Annotated in this window: 15 protein-coding genes; 7 read left to right on the top strand and 8 right to left on the bottom strand. The window is 61.1% G+C overall.

The annotated features are described in order from the left end of the window. Nucleotides 1-32 precede the first annotated feature (32 nt). From CCE89_RS03940 to csgH, 7 genes are all read left to right on the top strand, one after another. Nucleotides 33-455 carry a curli assembly protein CsgF gene (locus CCE89_RS03940; RefSeq protein WP_234989925.1) on the top strand — a complete coding sequence of 141 codons (423 nt, stop codon included), beginning with the start codon at nucleotides 33-35 and terminating at the stop codon, nucleotides 453-455. Continuing rightward, a complete protein-coding gene (locus CCE89_RS03935) occupies nucleotides 455-1,426 on the top strand; it encodes a CsgG/HfaB family protein (RefSeq protein WP_086436684.1) in 972 nt (323 codons plus the stop codon). The genes CCE89_RS03940 and CCE89_RS03935 overlap by 1 nt, the downstream gene beginning before the upstream one ends. A gap of 579 nt (nucleotides 1,427-2,005) precedes the next feature. Further along, complete coding sequence (locus tag CCE89_RS03930) at nucleotides 2,006-3,541, top strand: beta strand repeat-containing protein (protein WP_086436683.1); 1,536 nt, start codon at nucleotides 2,006-2,008, stop codon at nucleotides 3,539-3,541. A gap of 74 nt (nucleotides 3,542-3,615) precedes the next feature. Next, the gene (locus tag CCE89_RS03925) at nucleotides 3,616-5,076 is read left to right on the top strand and encodes a hypothetical protein (RefSeq protein WP_086436682.1); all 1,461 of its coding nucleotides are present in this window, start codon (nucleotides 3,616-3,618) and stop codon (nucleotides 5,074-5,076) included. A gap of 81 nt (nucleotides 5,077-5,157) precedes the next feature. Beyond that, complete coding sequence (locus CCE89_RS03920; protein WP_086436681.1) at nucleotides 5,158-5,799, top strand: hypothetical protein; 642 nt, start codon at nucleotides 5,158-5,160, stop codon at nucleotides 5,797-5,799. Nucleotides 5,800-5,852: 53 nt separating this feature from the next. After that, nucleotides 5,853-6,602 carry a hypothetical protein gene (locus CCE89_RS03915; RefSeq protein ID WP_086436680.1) on the top strand — a complete coding sequence of 250 codons (750 nt, stop codon included), beginning with the start codon at nucleotides 5,853-5,855 and terminating at the stop codon, nucleotides 6,600-6,602. Continuing rightward, nucleotides 6,599-6,934 carry a curli-like amyloid fiber formation chaperone CsgH gene (csgH, locus tag CCE89_RS03910; RefSeq protein ID WP_086436679.1) on the top strand — a complete coding sequence of 112 codons (336 nt, stop codon included), beginning with the start codon at nucleotides 6,599-6,601 and terminating at the stop codon, nucleotides 6,932-6,934. Before CCE89_RS03915 ends, csgH begins: the two co-directional genes overlap by 4 nt. Nucleotides 6,935-6,957: 23 nt before the next feature. Here the strand turns inward: csgH and CCE89_RS03905 are convergent, their stop codons facing one another. The 8 genes from CCE89_RS03905 to CCE89_RS03870 form a co-directional block, all read right to left on the bottom strand. After that, the gene (locus tag CCE89_RS03905) at nucleotides 6,958-7,806 is read right to left on the bottom strand and encodes a hypothetical protein (RefSeq protein ID WP_143255951.1); all 849 of its coding nucleotides are present in this window, start codon (nucleotides 7,804-7,806) and stop codon (nucleotides 6,958-6,960) included. A gap of 950 nt (nucleotides 7,807-8,756) precedes the next feature. Further along, nucleotides 8,757-10,583: a methyl-accepting chemotaxis protein gene (locus CCE89_RS03900; protein ID WP_234989924.1), complete on the bottom strand. Its 1,827-nt coding sequence runs from the start codon at nucleotides 10,581-10,583 to the stop codon at nucleotides 8,757-8,759. Continuing rightward, nucleotides 10,580-12,103, bottom strand: a complete 1,524-nt coding sequence (locus CCE89_RS03895) for a putative bifunctional diguanylate cyclase/phosphodiesterase (RefSeq protein WP_234989923.1) — start codon at nucleotides 12,101-12,103, stop codon at nucleotides 10,580-10,582. Before CCE89_RS03895 ends, CCE89_RS03900 begins: the two co-directional genes overlap by 4 nt. 138 nt (nucleotides 12,104-12,241) lie before the next feature. Then, complete coding sequence (locus CCE89_RS03890) at nucleotides 12,242-13,093, bottom strand: CheR family methyltransferase (RefSeq protein ID WP_086436677.1); 852 nt, start codon at nucleotides 13,091-13,093, stop codon at nucleotides 12,242-12,244. Then, a complete protein-coding gene (cheB, locus tag CCE89_RS03885; protein ID WP_234989922.1) occupies nucleotides 13,084-14,187 on the bottom strand; it encodes a chemotaxis-specific protein-glutamate methyltransferase CheB in 1,104 nt (367 codons plus the stop codon). The genes CCE89_RS03890 and cheB overlap by 10 nt, the downstream gene beginning before the upstream one ends. Before the next feature lie 11 nt (nucleotides 14,188-14,198). Next, nucleotides 14,199-14,567, bottom strand: coding sequence for a response regulator (locus tag CCE89_RS03880; RefSeq protein ID WP_086436676.1), 369 nt, complete (start codon nucleotides 14,565-14,567; stop codon nucleotides 14,199-14,201). 52 nt (nucleotides 14,568-14,619) lie between these two features. After that, nucleotides 14,620-15,060 (bottom strand): chemotaxis protein CheW, encoded by a 441-nt coding sequence (locus tag CCE89_RS03875; protein WP_086436675.1) that lies wholly within the window; start codon nucleotides 15,058-15,060, stop codon nucleotides 14,620-14,622. Next, nucleotides 15,057-17,441, bottom strand: a complete 2,385-nt coding sequence (locus CCE89_RS03870; RefSeq protein WP_086436674.1) for a chemotaxis protein CheA — start codon at nucleotides 17,439-17,441, stop codon at nucleotides 15,057-15,059. Before CCE89_RS03870 ends, CCE89_RS03875 begins: the two co-directional genes overlap by 4 nt. Nucleotides 17,442-17,500 lie beyond the last annotated feature (59 nt).

The raw sequence follows: 17,500 nt of genomic DNA, 5'->3' as shown, positions 1-17,500 counted from the left end.
GCAAGGCGGAAACAACTCGAGGAGTGGATTGGGTGCCTAATACGTTTCTGCCCGCGGCAGCGATATTGACGCTTGCCGCAGCATCGCCTGCATTTGCGCAGGATCTGGTGCACGAACCGATCAGTCCGACCTTTGGCGGCAATCCTTTCAATTCCAACCATATTCTCGGCACTGCAAATGCGCAGAACGATTATCGTGATCCCGAAGCACGAACGAGCGATAGCCAAGCCGACATTTTCGCCCGGCAACTTCAATCCCGACTGCTCTCCGCACTGTCCTCGCAGATCGTCGATGCGATTTTCGGCGAGAACCCTCAGGAAAGCGGAGTCATCAGTTTCGGCGGACAGACGATCGAGTTTTTCCGCTCGCTCGATTCCGTGACCTTGATCATCCGGGACGACACCACCGGCGAAGAAACCCGCATTGTCGTTCCGCTTTTCCTGGAAGTGAATTGATGCGCAGATCGGCACTCAAGCTTCTCGCGCCGTTTGCCGCCCTGTCGCTGACCGGGTGCATGACAGTCGGCCAAAGCGGGCGCGATCTCCTCCCGGAGCAGACAAGCCTCGCCTATTTCCCCAAGAAGACCCAGACGCAGAACCTGCTCAACCAGCTGCCTCCACCACAGCGGCAGGTCGCAATCGCTGTCTATGGCTTCACCGATCAAACCGGGCAGTTCAAGCCGACCAATGGTGGACAGACCCTTTCCCGCGCTGTCACGCAAGGCGCCAGCGCGATGCTGGTGAAGGCGCTGCAGGAAACCGGGAACCGCGATTGGTTCACCGTGGTCGAGCGCGAGCGGCTCGATAACCTGCTTAAGGAGCGGCAGATCATCGGCGAGATGCGCAAGCGCTATCTTGGCGAGGAGCAGATCGATCCCAATGCCTTGCCCGCACTGCTGTTTGCGGGCGTCCTGCTCGAAGGCGGCATCGTCGGTTATGACACCAATACGGTGACGGGCGGGGCAGGGGCCGCGTTCCTCGGTATAGGTGCGCGCACCGAATACCGGCAGGATACGGTGACGGTTTATCTGCGCGCGGTATCGGTCCGTACGGGTGAAGTTCTGACGAATGTCACGGCATCGAAAACCATCGCGAGTCAGGCGCTGGGGGCAAGCGCCTATCGCTTTGTCGCTTTCAAGGAATTGCTCGAGGCGGAATGGGGCATTACCGCCAATGAACCTGATCAAGTTGCGCTGCAGCAGGCCATCGAGAAAGCCGTCTATGGCCTCGTACTCGAAGGGGTAGAGCTCGACCTCTGGCGTTTCGAGAACATGGCCGCAGCGCAGCCAATTCTTTCCACTTACCGAGCCGAGCGCGACGGCATTTATGAAGCGCGCGACGTTCAGGCCGCCGTTCGCAAGGCCGGCTCGCTTTCGGAATTGACCATCGTTGAAGAGGAGGACGACAACCAGCGCGAAGGTTCGTGAGAACCTGAAACGAACAGATCAACGGGGCTAACTGCTCCTACGACGAAACGGCTGCGATAGCGGTTCCACAGGATCGCAAGCTGGAAAAACAGCACGCAAAGGAGCGGCAACTCCGATGCGTGCAGAGGTAAGGCTAGTGTTACCTGTAGTGCCCGGCGTCTTGGCGCGCCGTGGCAATCGATAGGTATCACCTAATTGAGAAGGTGATGCAACATGAATAACCACGCCGGTATTGATGCGCCCGCGCCCCGATACATCGCCGCGTCGGACCATCGCGCAGAGCGGAATTCATCCCTGCGCGAAACCCCACTCTCGCTCTTGCAGCGCCTGGCATCACCCCGTTCGGGGCAGGAACCCGGGACTTTCGCCACATCATCAGGTCACTCGGCAAGCCGCCGTGTCGACTCGATCGCTGGGCATTCCGAGATCACGGATGTGATTTCACCCGAGCGCCGCTCACCTCCGTTCAAAATCATAAGCCGGCTTAATTCTTGGCCGTGACGAGGAATCTACCGACCCAGAATGAATAATAAAGAGGACCCTTCGAAGTCGTGAGAACCTCTACTTAGGAGAAATGCAATGAAGAGCGTAATTATTACCGGAGCTTCTGTATTGGCCATCGCGCTGGCGACACCAGCCATGGCGCAGGACAACACCTCCAACGTGACCCAGACGGGTACCAACGCGACGGCTACGGTGAACCAGACGGGTGCGGATGCCACTTCCGACATCCTGCAGGAAGCGGATGCCAATACGGCCGTGGTCAATCAGATGGGAACCCTGGGCGGCGATTCGGATATCGTGCAGACCGGTTCGAACAACTCGGCCCTCGTAAACCAGGACGATGATGGCGACGACACCTTCTTCTCTGATCCAAACGTGCCGCCTAGCTCGATCTCGAACATTAGCCAGGGCGGCGATTTCAACGCCGCCAATGTGAACCAGACTACCCAGACGGCTCTGAATCCGAACGTTTCGAATATCGATCAAGGCGGCAGCTTCAACATCGCCAATGTGACGCAATTCGACGACGAGCAATCCTCGCTCATCAACCAGTCGAGCGACAACAACACCGCCAATGTGTTGCAGGGCGTATCGCAGGTCGGCACCGATGAGACCTACAATAATGACTCGCAGGTGTACCAAGGCGGTACCGGCTCTCACACGGCCAATGTCACGCAGCTCTCGCGGAACGGCAGCAGCTTCGTCGACCAAAGCGGCGAAGCGAATACTGCCAATGTGCTGCAGGACATCGAAGGCAATAGTTCGTCGACGATCTTCCAGAGTGGCGCTAGCGGCCTTGCCAATGTCACCCAGACGGGTGGCAGTGAAGACTCCACGATCGACCAGTCGGCTTTCAACAATGTCGCTCGCGTAACTCAGTCGGGCGGCGGCAACACCTCGAGCATCGGACAAAGCGCGGACTTCAATGAAGCGTTGGTGGAGCAAACCGGTGCTGGCAACACCTCGTCTATTCTCCAAAGCTCCGACGCCGGACCCGGCTCGATTTTTGGAGGAGGGTTGCTCATAGATCCGAACAACACCGGAGCTGCAGGCGTTTTCCAATCCGGCGACAACAACTCTTCAGGAGTTAGTCTGGATGGCCAAAGCAATTTCGCATGGATCAATCAGAGTGGTGACTCAAACTCGAGCGAAGTCTTCGCAACCGGGGTGGCCACACTCGCCTACGTCAATCAGATTGGCGATAACAACCAATCGAACGTCAACCAATCCGGCACTTTCGACAATTTCACGTTCGGCGTGTCGGTGACGCAGATTGGCGACGACAATATCTCGAACCTGAACCAGTCTGGAAATAACGCGCTCGCCGATGTGCTCCAGGAAGGGAACAACGGTCTGTCGAACATCAACCAGGGCGGCAATTTCAATACTGCTGACCTCTATCAGCTCGGCGATGACAACGTGTCGGCTATTGAGCAGACCGGCGACAGCAACACCGCCGACGTCGACCAGCTAGGCAACGACAATATGTCGACGATCCTGCAGCCCGGCTCGTTCAACACGGCAACGGTTCTGCAGACTTCTGACGGCAACACGTCCAACGTGAACCAGGGCGGCAGCAACAACACCGCCACGGTCACTCAGGGCCTGTGAGTTAGGTTTCGGCCGCTGCGGAGAAATCCGCGGCGGCCGGCCTCGTTTCAGCAAACTCCAGTGCGAGAATACTCATGCGATCAATTCTAATCACAGGCGCGTCTGCCGTCGCGCTTGCCATGGCCGCGCCCGCTTACGCCCAGAACGTATCGGACGTCGACCAGAACGGTGTCGGCAATGCTGCCAATGTCGAACAGAGCGGCAGCAACACCTCCGACATCGATCAGGATGGTGACGGCAACAGGGCCGGCGTCGATCAGCTCGGAAGCGGGAATGGCTCGATTATCGACCAGGATTCCTTCGGCGCTTCTGCCAATGTAGTGCAAGGAGGCTTCGATAATAGCTCCCGGATCACGCAATCCGATGCGAACGCTTTGCCGCCCGGGACCTTCGACCCGACAGCGGCGGTTCTGCAAAGTGGTGCCAGGAACACTTCCGACATCAGCCAGTCGCTCGGCGGTGATGCGACGCTCGTCAGTGCCACCGTCACTCAGTTCTTCGACGACAACACGTCCAGAATTACCCAGAACGCGAGCGGAGCAGGCGCCGCGACAGGCAATCTGAACGCGGCCGTGTCGCAGCTGGATGGTGCCACCTCCGACATCGCGCAAACCATTGCTGCAGACGGCGCAAACACCGCCAACGCCCAGGTGTTCCAGAGTGGCGCGAGCACCTCCAATGTCACACAGAACCTGATCAAGGACGATGCGAACAGCTTCTCCGCTACCGTTTTCCAGAGCGGCGACATGCATCTCTCCAACATTCTCCAGGAATCGGCCGGTGGCGGGGTGCCCAACGATCTGCTGGCTGTCGTCGACCAGTCCGGCTTCGACAATGAATCGAACATCACGCAGAGGGGTAGCCGCGGGCGCGCCTTCGTGACCCAATCGGCATCGGGCAATGAATCGAATGTGTTCCAGGGTCCGCACACGCAGGAAGTCGACGTGCTCCAGTCGGGTAACGACAACTACTCCGACGTGCTGCAGCGCGGTTTTGGCGAAGACGCTGTGATCATCCAGTCGGGCGATCGCAACCAGTCCTATGTCACCCAGATCGCGATGACCAACCGGTCCGACGCCTTCATCACGCAGACCGGGGACGACAATATCTCCACGGTGTTGCAGAACGGCGGGAGCCTGAATGTGGCAACGGTCAATCAGGACGGGATGAGCAGCACGTCCAGCATCCTGCAAACCGCATCGTCCTGGGAAGACACAGCAACGGTCAACCAGGGTGCCGGAGCGGACCAGAACAGTGCATCGATCGTCCAGCGCGGCGTCGGCAATGGCGGCGACCGCAGCCAGAACTCGGCGACAATCAACCAGGATGGCGGCCTGTTCAATGTCTCGAGCATCGAGCAACTGGGCCAGCATAACAGTGCGACCAGCAACCAGAACGGCTCCGACCTTTTCTCCCGTATCTTGCAAGACGGGACCGGCAACAACGCACTGGTGACCCAGACCGGGAGCGGTCAGGTCTCCAATGTCGACCAGATCGGCAGCGGCAACACCGCTACCGTGAACCAGGGCCTTTAGCCCGAAGGCCCTAGCTTGCCGGGCGAGTTCCCCTGTTTTCTCGCCCGGCAAGCGCTTTCATGATACAAGTGAGCGACAACCATGTTCGGCAAAACATCTTCGATTGGAACCAAGGCCAGCCTCGCTGCAGGGATGGCCCTCTTGCTCGGTCTGCAGGCCATGCCGGCCCACGCGCAAGACAGCGAGAGCGCGACGGATGAGCGGGGTGTCTTCATCGAACAGGTCGGTGTCGGCAACCGCGCCGATGTCTCGCAAGGCGGGTCGAATGGCCGGGCGCAAATCGTGCAGGATGGCGCCAGCAATGTCAGCACGCTGACACAGGGCGGTGCAGGCCCACATTCGGCAACCATCGTACAGTCCGGCGACGAGAACTCCGTCCTCGCCTCGCAGGACGGTATCGGGGAAACAGAGCTGATTCTGGCGCAAGAAGGGGCCGGGAATACGGCGGATATATCCCAGGCAGATGGCGGGTTGTTGTATTTGGCTGCCGCGATCCTGCAAAATGGCAATGGCAACAGCCTGACGCTGGTTCAGGACGGAGACGATAACCAGGCCCGCCTGACCCAGAACGGCGACAACAATGCAATGACCGCCGTCCAGCTCGACGCGGGCAATCGGCTCGAATGGACGCAGGACGGTAGCGGATTGTCCGATCTGCAGATTACGCAAACCGGCGGAGCCGCGATGCAGGTTACGCAGACCAATAGCGGAGGCGGTAACTGATCGAGAAACGGTCTCCTGGATTAGCAACCAGCGCGGGCAGCCATGTCCCGCCGATGGCGCTCGTTCTGTCGGCAGCGCTGCTCTGGTCGCTCCCTGCGGCTGCACAGGAAGGTGAGCAAAACGCCACCCGGGTCGTTCAGGCCGGTCAATCGGATGAGACGTTCCAGCAAGTCCCTGCCCAGTCCAAGGTTTACTTCCCCGACGTAATCACGCCTGAAAGCGTCGCGGCTGCGCGATTGCGGGCGGCCGAGCAGCAAATCGCAGCACGCAAGGCCGACGAAGACGCAGGCTCGAAGCTGAAGCAAGTATCTCCCGAAGGGGCCGACGATGATCCCATCGCACAATTGGGCGATGGCCTCGACCTGCCCGAACTGGCGCAATTGAGCGAGAGCGAGCGCCGCGTTCTCCTTGAGGCGATCGAGGGCACGGATATCTGCGACAATCCGCCGGATGTCGAGGCTATCCGCGCGTTGTGCCGGAACCGCCTTGAAACGCGCTCGGGCGATTTCGCGGCGCGCACCGTCAACGCCTTGTCGGCAGAAGAGCGGCTGCTCGGAGAGGGGCTGGAGGATGTCACGTCCCCTGCAATAGAGCGGGTGATCGAACGGCTCGCGCGTAACGTCGGGAAGGCAGAAACATTCGAAGATCAGGCCGTCGCTTCCGTAGCGCTTGGCGAGACGGCCTCCGCTGATGCGCTGGCGACCGGTACCGCTGGCGAGCCGGGAAGCGATCTGTCGCCCGAGACCCAGCAATTGATCAACGCACTGATCCAGCAACTCGGCGCCAATGGAGGCGGATCATGATCAAAGCGGCCGTCGCTCTCGTCCTTCTTACCTTTTCGATGGAGCAACTCATGGCACAGGAAACCCACGCACTCGGTCTCGATGTCTCTGAAGAATCGGACATGGTGGAGGTGCTTTTGCGCGCTAATTCCCCCCACGCTCAGACGGTCCAATACACCCTCGAAGTCACTGGCCGATCTTCGTCCACGCACAGGGGCAAAACCTCGCTTCGGGCGAACACGCCGGCTGTCCTGACCACCATCCGGACGGCAAGCGACGGAGACTGGTGTGCGCGGCTGGTGGTCGAGGAACAGGGCCGCGAGCCCTATGAGCTGACGCGCGGTTCCTGCTGAGCCCTAGGGCTCCAGATGCCAGATCAGCGCCTCAGCTGCTCCATCACGATTGGCCCCACTTCGCGCTGCGGTCGGGAGATCTGGTCCATCTGGACCTTGTGCGCCGCCGTGGGAAGGTAGTCCTTCGACCCGATATTGAACTCGTCATACACCGGGTCATAAGAAATCGGGATGCCCACCTGCTGCAGCTGCGCGAGCGAGAGATAGGCGTTGCCGGCAGCCGACTGGGTGAGACGTTTAAGCTCGGCGGTATCATACCGATCGCCCAGCAACTCGACGATCGAACCGATCCGAACGGTTATCGAACGCATGTCCTGCTGGAAATCGATTTCACCCGCCACGCGGCCATCGATCCGCGTGGTTAGCTGAGACGCTATTGCGACCGCCGACGGCATCGAGTTGCCCTGACCGGTCGCGAACGTCCTGCCCTTCAGGCGCGGTACGAAGTCGCTGTCATGAGGCTTGGCCTTCTGCGACGCTTCGCGAACCGGTTGCGCTGAAGTGGAGAGCGCGGCAAGCCGGCTCGGAGCTTGGCCGGGCTCGCCCGACATCTCGGGAGCGGAAGGTGGCGTGACAGCCGCTCGCGGTGGTCCTTCGATCTGATCGGAGATCGCCTCTGACCTGCGCTGCGCAGGCTGCGACTCCACGGAAGCCAGCTCGGCCAATCGGGACGGCTTCCGCCCGCGCAGATCTGTCGGCCCCATGTTCGGGGCGACTGCGGCCGGAGCGGTTGACGCATTGCGCGGCGCGTCGATGACGGCAGCCTGAGACCCAATCGCGAGCTCTGAGCTGTCCTGCCGTGCCAGAGCCATTGTCCCGTCTTGCGCATCCAGTGCGGCCGTTGCGCCCGGCGAGAAGGGAAGTTCGGCCATGATCGGAAGCACGGCTCCGGACCCCAGCATCCTCACGGCGGCGGAGGCACTATCACTGTCAATTGACGGAACGCCCGGCGCAATATCGGGAAGATTCAGGGATCGTGCAGGCTCGAGAACGCGGACCGAGGCCGGTTGGAGCCTGCCGTTCTCTGCGCTGCCGTTCGGAGTAAGATTGCCTGGCTGCGCGAGGGTCCTGTCTGTGTCGGATTGCGGGTTCGGACCAGGTAATGAAGTGACCGGGCCGACCGACGCGGGCGATACGATCAAGGCTTGGTCTCGAGACGCTTCGGAAGCGGATGATCGAGCGTCAGATTGAATCGGCACGAGCGGGGCAGTGGGTCGTGCGTAGGCAATTTCATCTGCTGGCTGGCCGTCCTGTCGTGCTCTTGAAGCAGTCGCTGTGGAGGGTTCGGATGACGCCCTCCGCAAGCTTTGCAGGTCGATAGTTACCGGACCGGTGACGGTCTTGCCGCTGCTCTGGAGGTGCTCGAGCGACAATCCCGGAACTGCAAAAACGATCGCCGCTACGACTGCACCTGGTAGCGCCCTGTTCAATACGAAGCCGGGAAACGTCAGGCTGCTCGTTCCTGAAAGCGCAGCGCGAGAGCCAAGCGTGTGCGTACTGCCGTCGGGGCCGCTTTCCGCTCCGACTACCGTGTCCGGCGCTCGAAGGGCCGGCTCGCTGACATCACTGAGATACCCGGCGATCATAGCGACAGACAATATGCAGACCGCAGGTGGGGTCGGCAAAGACAAACTGGCGAACTAGACTTTTGCCGACCCTATTCGACTATCAGCTACCCCTAAATTGCCGCGCTCAAGGCCAGGTTTTTAAAAACACGCCAAAGAAAAGGCCCGCTCCCATCTCAGGGGCGGGCCTTGTGTGTTTCGAGTCCCGGGTGCGTAGCAAATCCGCGCGATAGTTCAGCCTGCCGCCTGGCGCTTGATCAGCCCGTGCGAACCTTGACCAGGAACGAGTTGAGCTGATTGCGGAGCGTCGATGCCTGTTCCTCGAGATCCGTTGCCGAGGAGAGCACCTGGCTCGCTGCGGCGCCGGTCGAAAGCGACAGTTCGCGGACATCGTCGATGTGGCTCGACACCGCATCGGTGCTCCGCGCCGCAAGATCGATGCTGCGCGCCAGATCCTGACCTGCGACGGATTGCTGGTCGACTGCCGAGGCAATCGAGACAGAGGTGGTCTCAAGTTCCTGCACCTGGCTCGCGATGGAACGAAGCGCCTCCACGCTTGCGCCCGTGGTTTCCTGCATCGCCTGGATTTGCTCGGCGACTTTCTCTGTCGCGCGGCTGGTCTGCATGGCGAGTTCCTTCACCTCCGAAGCGACCACTGCGAAGCCGCGACCGGCTTCCCCGCCGCGCGCCGCCTCGATCGAGGCGTTGAGCGCGAGAAGATTGGTGCGCTGGGCGATCGTCTGGATCATCTCGACGATCTGGCCGATTTGTTCAGCGGATTGGGAGAGGGCGGAGATCGTCTCGTCCGCGCGGTTGGCAGCGCCAGTCGCATCGCGCGCCAGTTCTGCCGAAGATGCGGCCTGGCGGCTGATTTCACCGATCGACATGGCGAACTCGTCACTGGCAGCCGCAGCAGCGGTCGCGCCAGCGTTGGCCTCTTCCATGGACTTGGCCACTTCGGCGGTCTGACGGGTCGATTCCTCGGCCGAGATGGCCATGTTGGACGCCGTCGACTGGAGTTGCGAAGCCGCCGCGGCCACGCCGCTTACGACATCGCCGACGGAGCGTTCGAACTGATCGGCCATTTCCGCCATCATGCCGGCGCGGCGCTTCTCAAGCTCTTCGCGTTCCTTCTCGCGTTCCTGCTGGATACGCAGTTCATCGGCAGCGCGTTCCGCGCGCTCCTCGGCCCATTCTTCGAGCCGGATATTCGCCTTCTTGAACATGGCCATGGCGCGGAGCATTTCGCCTATTTCGTCCGCTCGCTCGATTCCGTCGATCTCGAAGTGACGGTCACCATTGGCCAGGCGTGTCATACCTCCGGTGATCTCCCCGATCTTTCGCGAGAAGTCCTGGCTGAGGTAACGGAAGCCAAACACGAGAATGAAGGCGGCGATCAGGCCGATCGCAAGCAGCAGTCCGACCATGTTGAAGAAATAGGCCGAATCTTCGACATCCATGCGGTCGATTTCGACGTTAACGGTGTCGCCGAAGCGCTCGGTCTCGAGCAGGAATTCTTCGCCCTGACGCGAAAGCTGGTAGGCCAGCGCGATACTCGTCTCGTTCCGGCCATTGCGCTCGAGGCTTGCACGAAGTTCCGCAAAGGTCTGTTTGTAATCGGAGAGCGATTGGCGCAGCTCCTCCACCATTGGAGTGTACTGCGGCCCGAATTCCTCGGTCAGCGCCTTCATCGAGGCAAGCTCTGCATTGGCGATCTCGAACGCCTCTGCCTCGCCCTCCAGCGCTACGCTTTCGCCCGCGAAGATGAATCGCACCGAATTGTAGCGCATGTCGGAAAAGCTGATGCTCAGTTCCTTGCTGTCACTGACAGCATCCTTGAGCGCCGCACTGGTCTCGATGCGCGTATAGAGATTGGCCAGGCCCACGACCATGATCAGGCAGAATACCACGACGAGGGCCGAGTACGTTCCGAGGATCAGGCGGACCTTGTTGGCGAGCTTCAGGCTGCCGAACCACGCGCGGGCGCGGGCTATCGGATTGCGACGAGCCTGCCCATTTTCAGCTTGCGGTGAGACGTGGGTCTCCGGCTCGAAATCTGCCACCAAGTCTTGCAACGCGCTCATGCCACGCCCTTCCTGTTCAATGGCTCATTCTCGATTTGCGGCTGCGCCGAACTTTCGAGCAATTCATCAACTTCATGCGCGGGCATGGCCTTGTAGTAGAGCCAGCCCTGGATCTGATCGCAACCGGCGGTGCGGACCATCGCCGCCTGCGCTTCGGTTTCGACACCCTCGGCGGTCACCCCCATGTCGAGTGCGCGCGCGACCGTGATGCTGGAGAGCATCATGGCGCGCGATCCATCGTCGTCCTCTGCCTGCACGACAAGCGAGCGATCGAGCTTGAGCTTCTCGAAGCGGAACTGGCGAAGGAAACCGATCGATGCGTAGCCGGTGCCGAAATCGTCGAGCGAGATGTTCACGCCGAACCCGCGGATCACATCGAGGCTGCGTTCCGCCACCACCGGGTCGAGGACGAGGCAGGTTTCGGTGATCTCGAGTTCGAGCCGTTCCGCCGGGAACCCGGATTCTTCGAGTATCTGGCCGAGTTGGATCGGAAACTCGGGGTTGCGCAACTGGGCAGCGGAAATGTTGACCGACAGTTTGATGTCGCTCCAACGCAGCGCATCACGACAGGCAGTCCGCAGGACCCAGAGACCGATCTCGTTGATAAGACCCGACTCTTCGGCGATCGGTATGAAGATGTGCGGCCCGATCGGATCGCCTTGCGATCGATTCCAGCGGATCAGGGATTCGACTGCCACGATCTTCTGCGTATCGGCATGCACGAGCGGCTGGTAATGGAGCACGAACTCTTCCTTGACGAGCGCCTTGCGCAATTCGCCATCGAGCTCACGCTGTGCTTCGCGATTGCGATCGAAGTCTTCGCTGAACCAGGTGCACCGCATCTTGCCGCCGCGCTTGGAGGCATCCATGGCGACGTCCGAGCGGCGCAGCAGTTCGGACGATTCAAGACCGTCGGAACCGGTGCTGCGCGACAGCCCGATGCTGGCGCCCACCACGACGCGGCGATCGCCCAGGGCCACTGGCCGCGACAGGCGGTCAACCACATTGCGGCTGATCCCTTCGAGGATCGTGCCGGCCAGCGGACCGATCATGCAGATGGCGAACTCGTCCCCGCCGAGGCGGTAAGGCTGGGCTTCCTCGCCGCACAGTTCGGTCAGGATTTCGGCCGCCTGCTGGATCAGCTGATCGCCGACGTGATGGCCGTAATGGTCATTGACCTGCTTGAATCGATCGAGATCGACGAGAGCAACGGCGACTTCGGCACCGTCGGTCCCATCGCGCTCTATATCGGCGTGGAGCGCGCGACGGTTGGGTAGTCCGGTCAGCGTGTCGATCATGCTGGCGGATTCGAGTTCGCGAACCTGGGCGAAGCCGAAGCGGCTGAGAAGGAAGATCGTCGCGCCGTAGATGAGAAATCCGGCGATCAGGAGCGAGCTGGGCGATACGAAGGTGAGCCGCTCGCTCTGCGAGACGATGAGAGCGATAATTCCGAAGAGCGCGGAAAGTACGACGAGGGGCAATAGCACCATCGCCGCAGCCGATATTTTGCCGGATTTCATCCAGGCTGTCATCATAATGCCCCTGCTCTGCGCAAGCTCGCGCAACCCATTTCGCGTTGTTAATTCGGATTCGCTAATGAACGGTAAACCCTATGTTTACCTTCCTGACCGGCGGCGAGAGGCACTCTTGCAGTGGGCCTAGCCGGCCCGTACGGCCTTCAATCCGGAGGATCTCGGTAAGGGTTCGTAAACACTCGCGAGACCTCTGACAGGTGTGAAAAGGTCGGTCTGGCCGACGACCGTCTCGCCCGCGCCGAGCATGACGAAGCCGTCGGGCGAAACCGCGCTGTGAAGCCTCTCGAACGCCTTTTCTCGCGTCCTGGCGTCGAAATAGAGTAGCACGTTGCGGCACAGAACGAGGTCGAACCGGCGGTGTGCCGGAGCCTCGTCTAGGATATTATGCTGCTGGAAACGCACGTTTTTTCGCGTTCCCGTACGGATTTGCCATCCCGAAATGGTCTCGTCGAAATGATCGAGCATTTGCGAGACCGACAAGCCGCGCTGGACTTCGAACTGGCTGTACCGGCCGGAGCGTGCGGCGGAGATCACCTTGTGCGAGACATCGGTGCCGAGGATGTCGATGGCCCAGTCGTCCCAGAAACTGCCTTGCTCGGCGAACTGGATCGCGATCGAATGCACTTCCTGTCCGGTCGAACAGCCCGCGCACCAGATCTGCAGGCGCTTTTCATTGCGACGCAGTTCGGCAAGTCGCGGGAAGACCTTCTCGGTCAGCTGATCGAATGTCGGCTTGTCGCGGAAGAAATAGGTTTCGTTGTTGAGCAGCGCTTCGACGACGTCACGTTCCAGCTGGCTGCCCTTGTCGGCATCGAGCAGGCAGGCGAGCTGGTCGACATTGGTGATACCGCGTTCTCTGAAGATGCCGGCAAGCGATGTGCCAATCCGCCACCTGCGACTTTCCGAAAGGTTCTGCCCGGTATGCTTGGCGAGGAGATCGGCGATCACGACATAGGAGGCCTGGCTCACTTCCATGCCGGCACCCGGGCGAGCGATACGATCATTTCGGCAATTTTTTCGGGCGGCTCGATTGCGCTGGCCAGGCCAGCCTTCGCAACACTGCCCGGCATTCCCCAGACGGCCGATGTCTCGGCATCCTGAACCAGAATGGAGCCGCCGGCCTCGGCAAGGCGCCCCGCACCTTCGACACCGTCGCGACCCATGCCCGACAGGATGACGGCGATTGCGTGTCCCCCGAGCGTTTCGGCGATGCTGGACAGCATCGGATCGACCGAAGGCATGCAGCCGCTGCTGGCGGGATTGCTGGATAGCTCGACCACCAGCCTTTCGCCCTTGCGCACGACGGACAGGTGCCCGTCACCCGGCGCGATCAGGATTTCGCCGCGGCGCAGCTCACTGCCCTGGCTGGCGACCACGGAGCGGCGCGCCGAGGCAACCTCGAGCTGACGTGCGAAGACCGGCATGAAGCTGCCGGGAAGGTGCTGTGTCACCACGATCGGCAGATCGAAACTGGGGGGCAGGCAGCGCAGCATCGCATTGAGCGCGTGGATCCCGCCGGTAGAAGCGCCCACGGCAACCAGTTCGGGGTCCTTGGGAGACCTGGCGCGGGTTCTTGCGGAGGTGCGGGCGGTGTCCGAAGCGGCTGGTTGCGTCTCGCAGTCCTGTGTGCCGAGCGCGCGGATCTTCTCGAGAAGACTGGCGCGGTAGATGTTGTCGAAACCGCCCGGTCGCGGCTTCAGCATGGTGTCCGCAGCGCCCATCGACAAGGCCGAAAGCGTGTGTTCCGCACCATCTTGCGTCAGCGAGGAAACGACCAGAACCTGGGCGTTTTCGGCGGTCGTGAGTATTTTGGGAAGCGCTTCGAGACCGCCCATGCCGGGCATTTCGAGGTCGAGAAGGATGACGTCGACGTCCAGGTCGCGCAGTTTTACCAATGCGCGTTCGGCATTGCTGAAGGTGCCGACAATTTCCATGCCGCCTTCATCTTCGACCATGCGCGAGAAAATTGTCCGGACAGTGAGCGAATCATCCACGATCATCACGCGGATGGGAGAATTACTGTCCTTGATCCTCGAGGTCTTGCGTAGCTGGCTCGGGCGAGCGTCCATCGGTCTTGCCCTCAGGCAAAGCCGACAAGTTGCAGCTTTATCTGCAGGGTCTCGTGATCGAAGGGTTTCATCACATACTCGTCGGCACCGGCGCTGATCGCTTCGCGGATGTGCGCGACGTCGTTCTCGGTGGTGCAGAACACCACCTTTGGCTTGTCACCGCCGGGTGCCTTGCGCAGCTGGGTGATAAACTCGATCCCTGTCATGACGGGCATGTTCCAGTCGAGCAGGACCACGTCAGGCATCGAGCCCTCGCACTTCTCGAGGCCTTCCTTGCCGTTCTCGGCTTCTTCGACGGTAAATCCGAGGGTTTCGAGGATATGCCTCGACACCTTGCGGATAACCCGCGAATCATCGACTATAAGACATGACTTCGACATCTGGACCTCTGTGCGTTTGGCATCAGCCTAAGGTTAAGGCGTAAGTATTGGGTTAAGCCGCGTTGCGCTGACGGATCGGCTCTTCGATTAACTTTTCGGCATCGATCATCAGCGCAGGTCCGCTGGAGGTCTCCACCATTCCGCGGGCTACGCGGGCCCATTCGGCTCCGAAACCGCCCAGCACACCGTCAGGTTCGCCTTCCGGTTGCGTCACATCTTCGACGAGGTCGACGATCAGTGCGTAGGAGAAGCCGTTGACCGCGACCACGGGCGCCCGAATATCGGTATCGCATTTTTCGGGGTCGAAGCCGATTGCACGGCGGCAGTCGATGACAGTGAGCGCCTGGCTCCGCAGTGCGGTCAGCCCCACCACGTAGTCCGGCGCGCCGGGTACGGGCGTGGTTTCGCCCAGTTCGATGACCGATTGCACGTCATGCGCGCGCAGGACGCAGCGGCGTCCGGCAATCTGGACGGCGACGAGAAGCTCGCTCATGCGGCGACTCCCTTCTTGATCTGGCGGAGCGCGGCAAGCAGCCCTGCGCGGTCATAACGATAGATCGAGGCCTCGCGCTCCTGCTCGGCCACCTCGTCATCCGGCTGGCTTCGCAGGCGAATGACGGGCGATGCGGTGTCATCTTCGTTCGAGGCGTTACCCTCGTCGTCGAGAACGATGGCGATATCGACGGTCGTGTCTTGCGCATCGGCGACCTTGTATCCGGCGCTGTCGAGCAGCGGGGCGAGGATACGCTGCGCCCATTCGTCCTGCGGCAGGCGGCAGGTCAGCGCGGCCACGCGCCTTGGCACCTTGCCGTATCTGGCAAAGAGGCGATGCCCGTCGATCAGGCCGATGGACTGTCCATTGACGAGCGTCATGGCTTCCAGCGTTTCGTCGTCATCGACTTCGACCAGTTCCTGATCGAGGGTGATGGCATCTTCGACCTTGGTCACGGCGAGCAGGACATCGCTGCTGCCGTCGGAAAGCCGCAGCATCCGCAGTTTGGAGCCCGTTTCGGGTTCGCCTTCGAGCCCCGCCAGCGGCAGGATCTCGTCGTCCACGACCACGCGGGCGGTGCCCTTCTCGGTCGTGACCGCGTCTTGGGTCACGGTTTCGATGCGCTGGACCAGTTCGAGGCGGACCGCGCGGCGGCGACCTTCGAGGTCGGTGAACAGCATCGCGCGAACGCCGTTCTCGGCGTGTACTTCGACCACGTCCTCGATTACCCGGCTGAAGGACGAGCGGGTCTCGCCGACGAGGCCGCTGTTCAAGGCGATCTGCGGTACGTCGAGCAACAGGATCGGCTTGCCATCATCGAGCAGCGTCGAACCGGCATAGAGCTCGGACGCCATGATCGCCGGCGGGAGCGGCTTCACGACCAGGTCGGTGATGGCGAGTATGCGATCGACTTCGAGAGCGAAAAGATCGCCGCTCGCAAGCTTGAGCATGACGCATGTGCGCTGATTGGGCGCGAGCGCGTGTTCGAGGCCGATTGCATCGGCTAGCGAGAGACACGGCGTGCGCTGGTTGCGGAAATCGACCAGTTTGGTGCCGCCGACATTCGCGAACTCGATACCGTCGGTGCCGAGATGGACGATTTCCTCGACATAGGACTGCGGGATCGCGAAACGCTGGCCTTCGACTTCGACCGTGAGGCCCGAAATGATGCTCAGCGTCAGCGGGATCTGGAGGAAGAAGCGGGTCCCTTCGCCCTCGGTGCTGGCAACCTTGATCGACCCGCCGATCTTCTCGAGATTGTCGCGCACCACGTCGAGACCGACGCCCCGACCGGAAACCGCGCTGACCTTGTCAGCCGTCGAAAGACCGGGTTCGAAGACGAACTGGACGATCTCTTCGCGGCTCATCTTGTCGCGCTGGCTGGCGGTAATCAGGCCGTTGGCGACCGCCTTGTCACCGATCTTCTGGACGTTGAGCCCGCCACCGTCATCGGTGACGAAGATCGAAATCTTGTTGCCGGCCTGACGCGCCGAAATGCCGAGAATGCCGATCTCGCGCTTGCCCGCCTTGAGCCGTTCGCTCGGCGGTTCGATCCCATGATCGATCGCATTGCGGATAATGTGCGTGAGCGGGTCGCGGATCATTTCGATCATCTCGCGATCGAGCTCCACATCGCCGCCCTCCAGGTCGATCATGACCTGCTTGCCAAGTTCGTTCGAAAGATCTCGGACGAGCCGCGGGAACGCGCCGAAAAGGTGCTCGATCCGCTGCATGCGCATGCGTGTGACGGCGTCGCGGACATCGTTGAGGATCGCGTTGAGCCGTTCGAAAGGTCCGTCGATCGTCGGCTGGTTGCCGGCTTCGCGCAGGCGATGTCCGAGGTCGTTGCGCGCCAGAACCATGTCCGACACGCCGCTCATCACCCGGTCGAGAAGATCTACAGGGAGGCGGATCGTACGCGGAGTGGAACTGCCGTTCTCGGTCTTGCGGGCAGGTCCAGCTTCCTCGGAATGCGAGGCTGCCACCTCCTCGAATCCGTCGTCGGAGCCGGCATCGGCCTCGAGCGCTGCAATGAGTGAGACGTCACGCGACTCTTCGGCGATTTCCTCACCCTTTTCGATGGCGTCGACCATTTCCGAGATGCGGTCGATGACGGCGAGGACGGCCGTGACCAGCGCAGCGTCAGGCTTGCGCCGTCCGGCACGGACTTCGGCGAGCACGTCTTCTGCCGCGTGGCTGAGTTTTTCGAGGTGCGGGAAGTCGAAGAAACCGCAGTTTCCCTTCACCGTATGTACGAACCGAAAGATTGCATCGAGCCGCGCCCGGTCCGATGGATCGGTCTCCCAGGCGATGATCTCGCCTTCGCTCGCCTCGAGCATTTCGCGCGTTTCTGCGACGAATTCCGTCAGCAGGTCGTCCATGGATGCTTTGCCCCCGAAGATTTTCGAAGGTCACCTATGACGCATGATGGTTAACGAAT

The sequence above is a fragment of the Altererythrobacter xiamenensis genome (genome assembly GCF_900177715.1).
Classification (GTDB): Bacteria; Pseudomonadota; Alphaproteobacteria; order Sphingomonadales; family Sphingomonadaceae; genus Erythrobacter; species Erythrobacter xiamenensis.
This window is presented reverse-complemented; position numbering and strand designations above follow the sequence as displayed.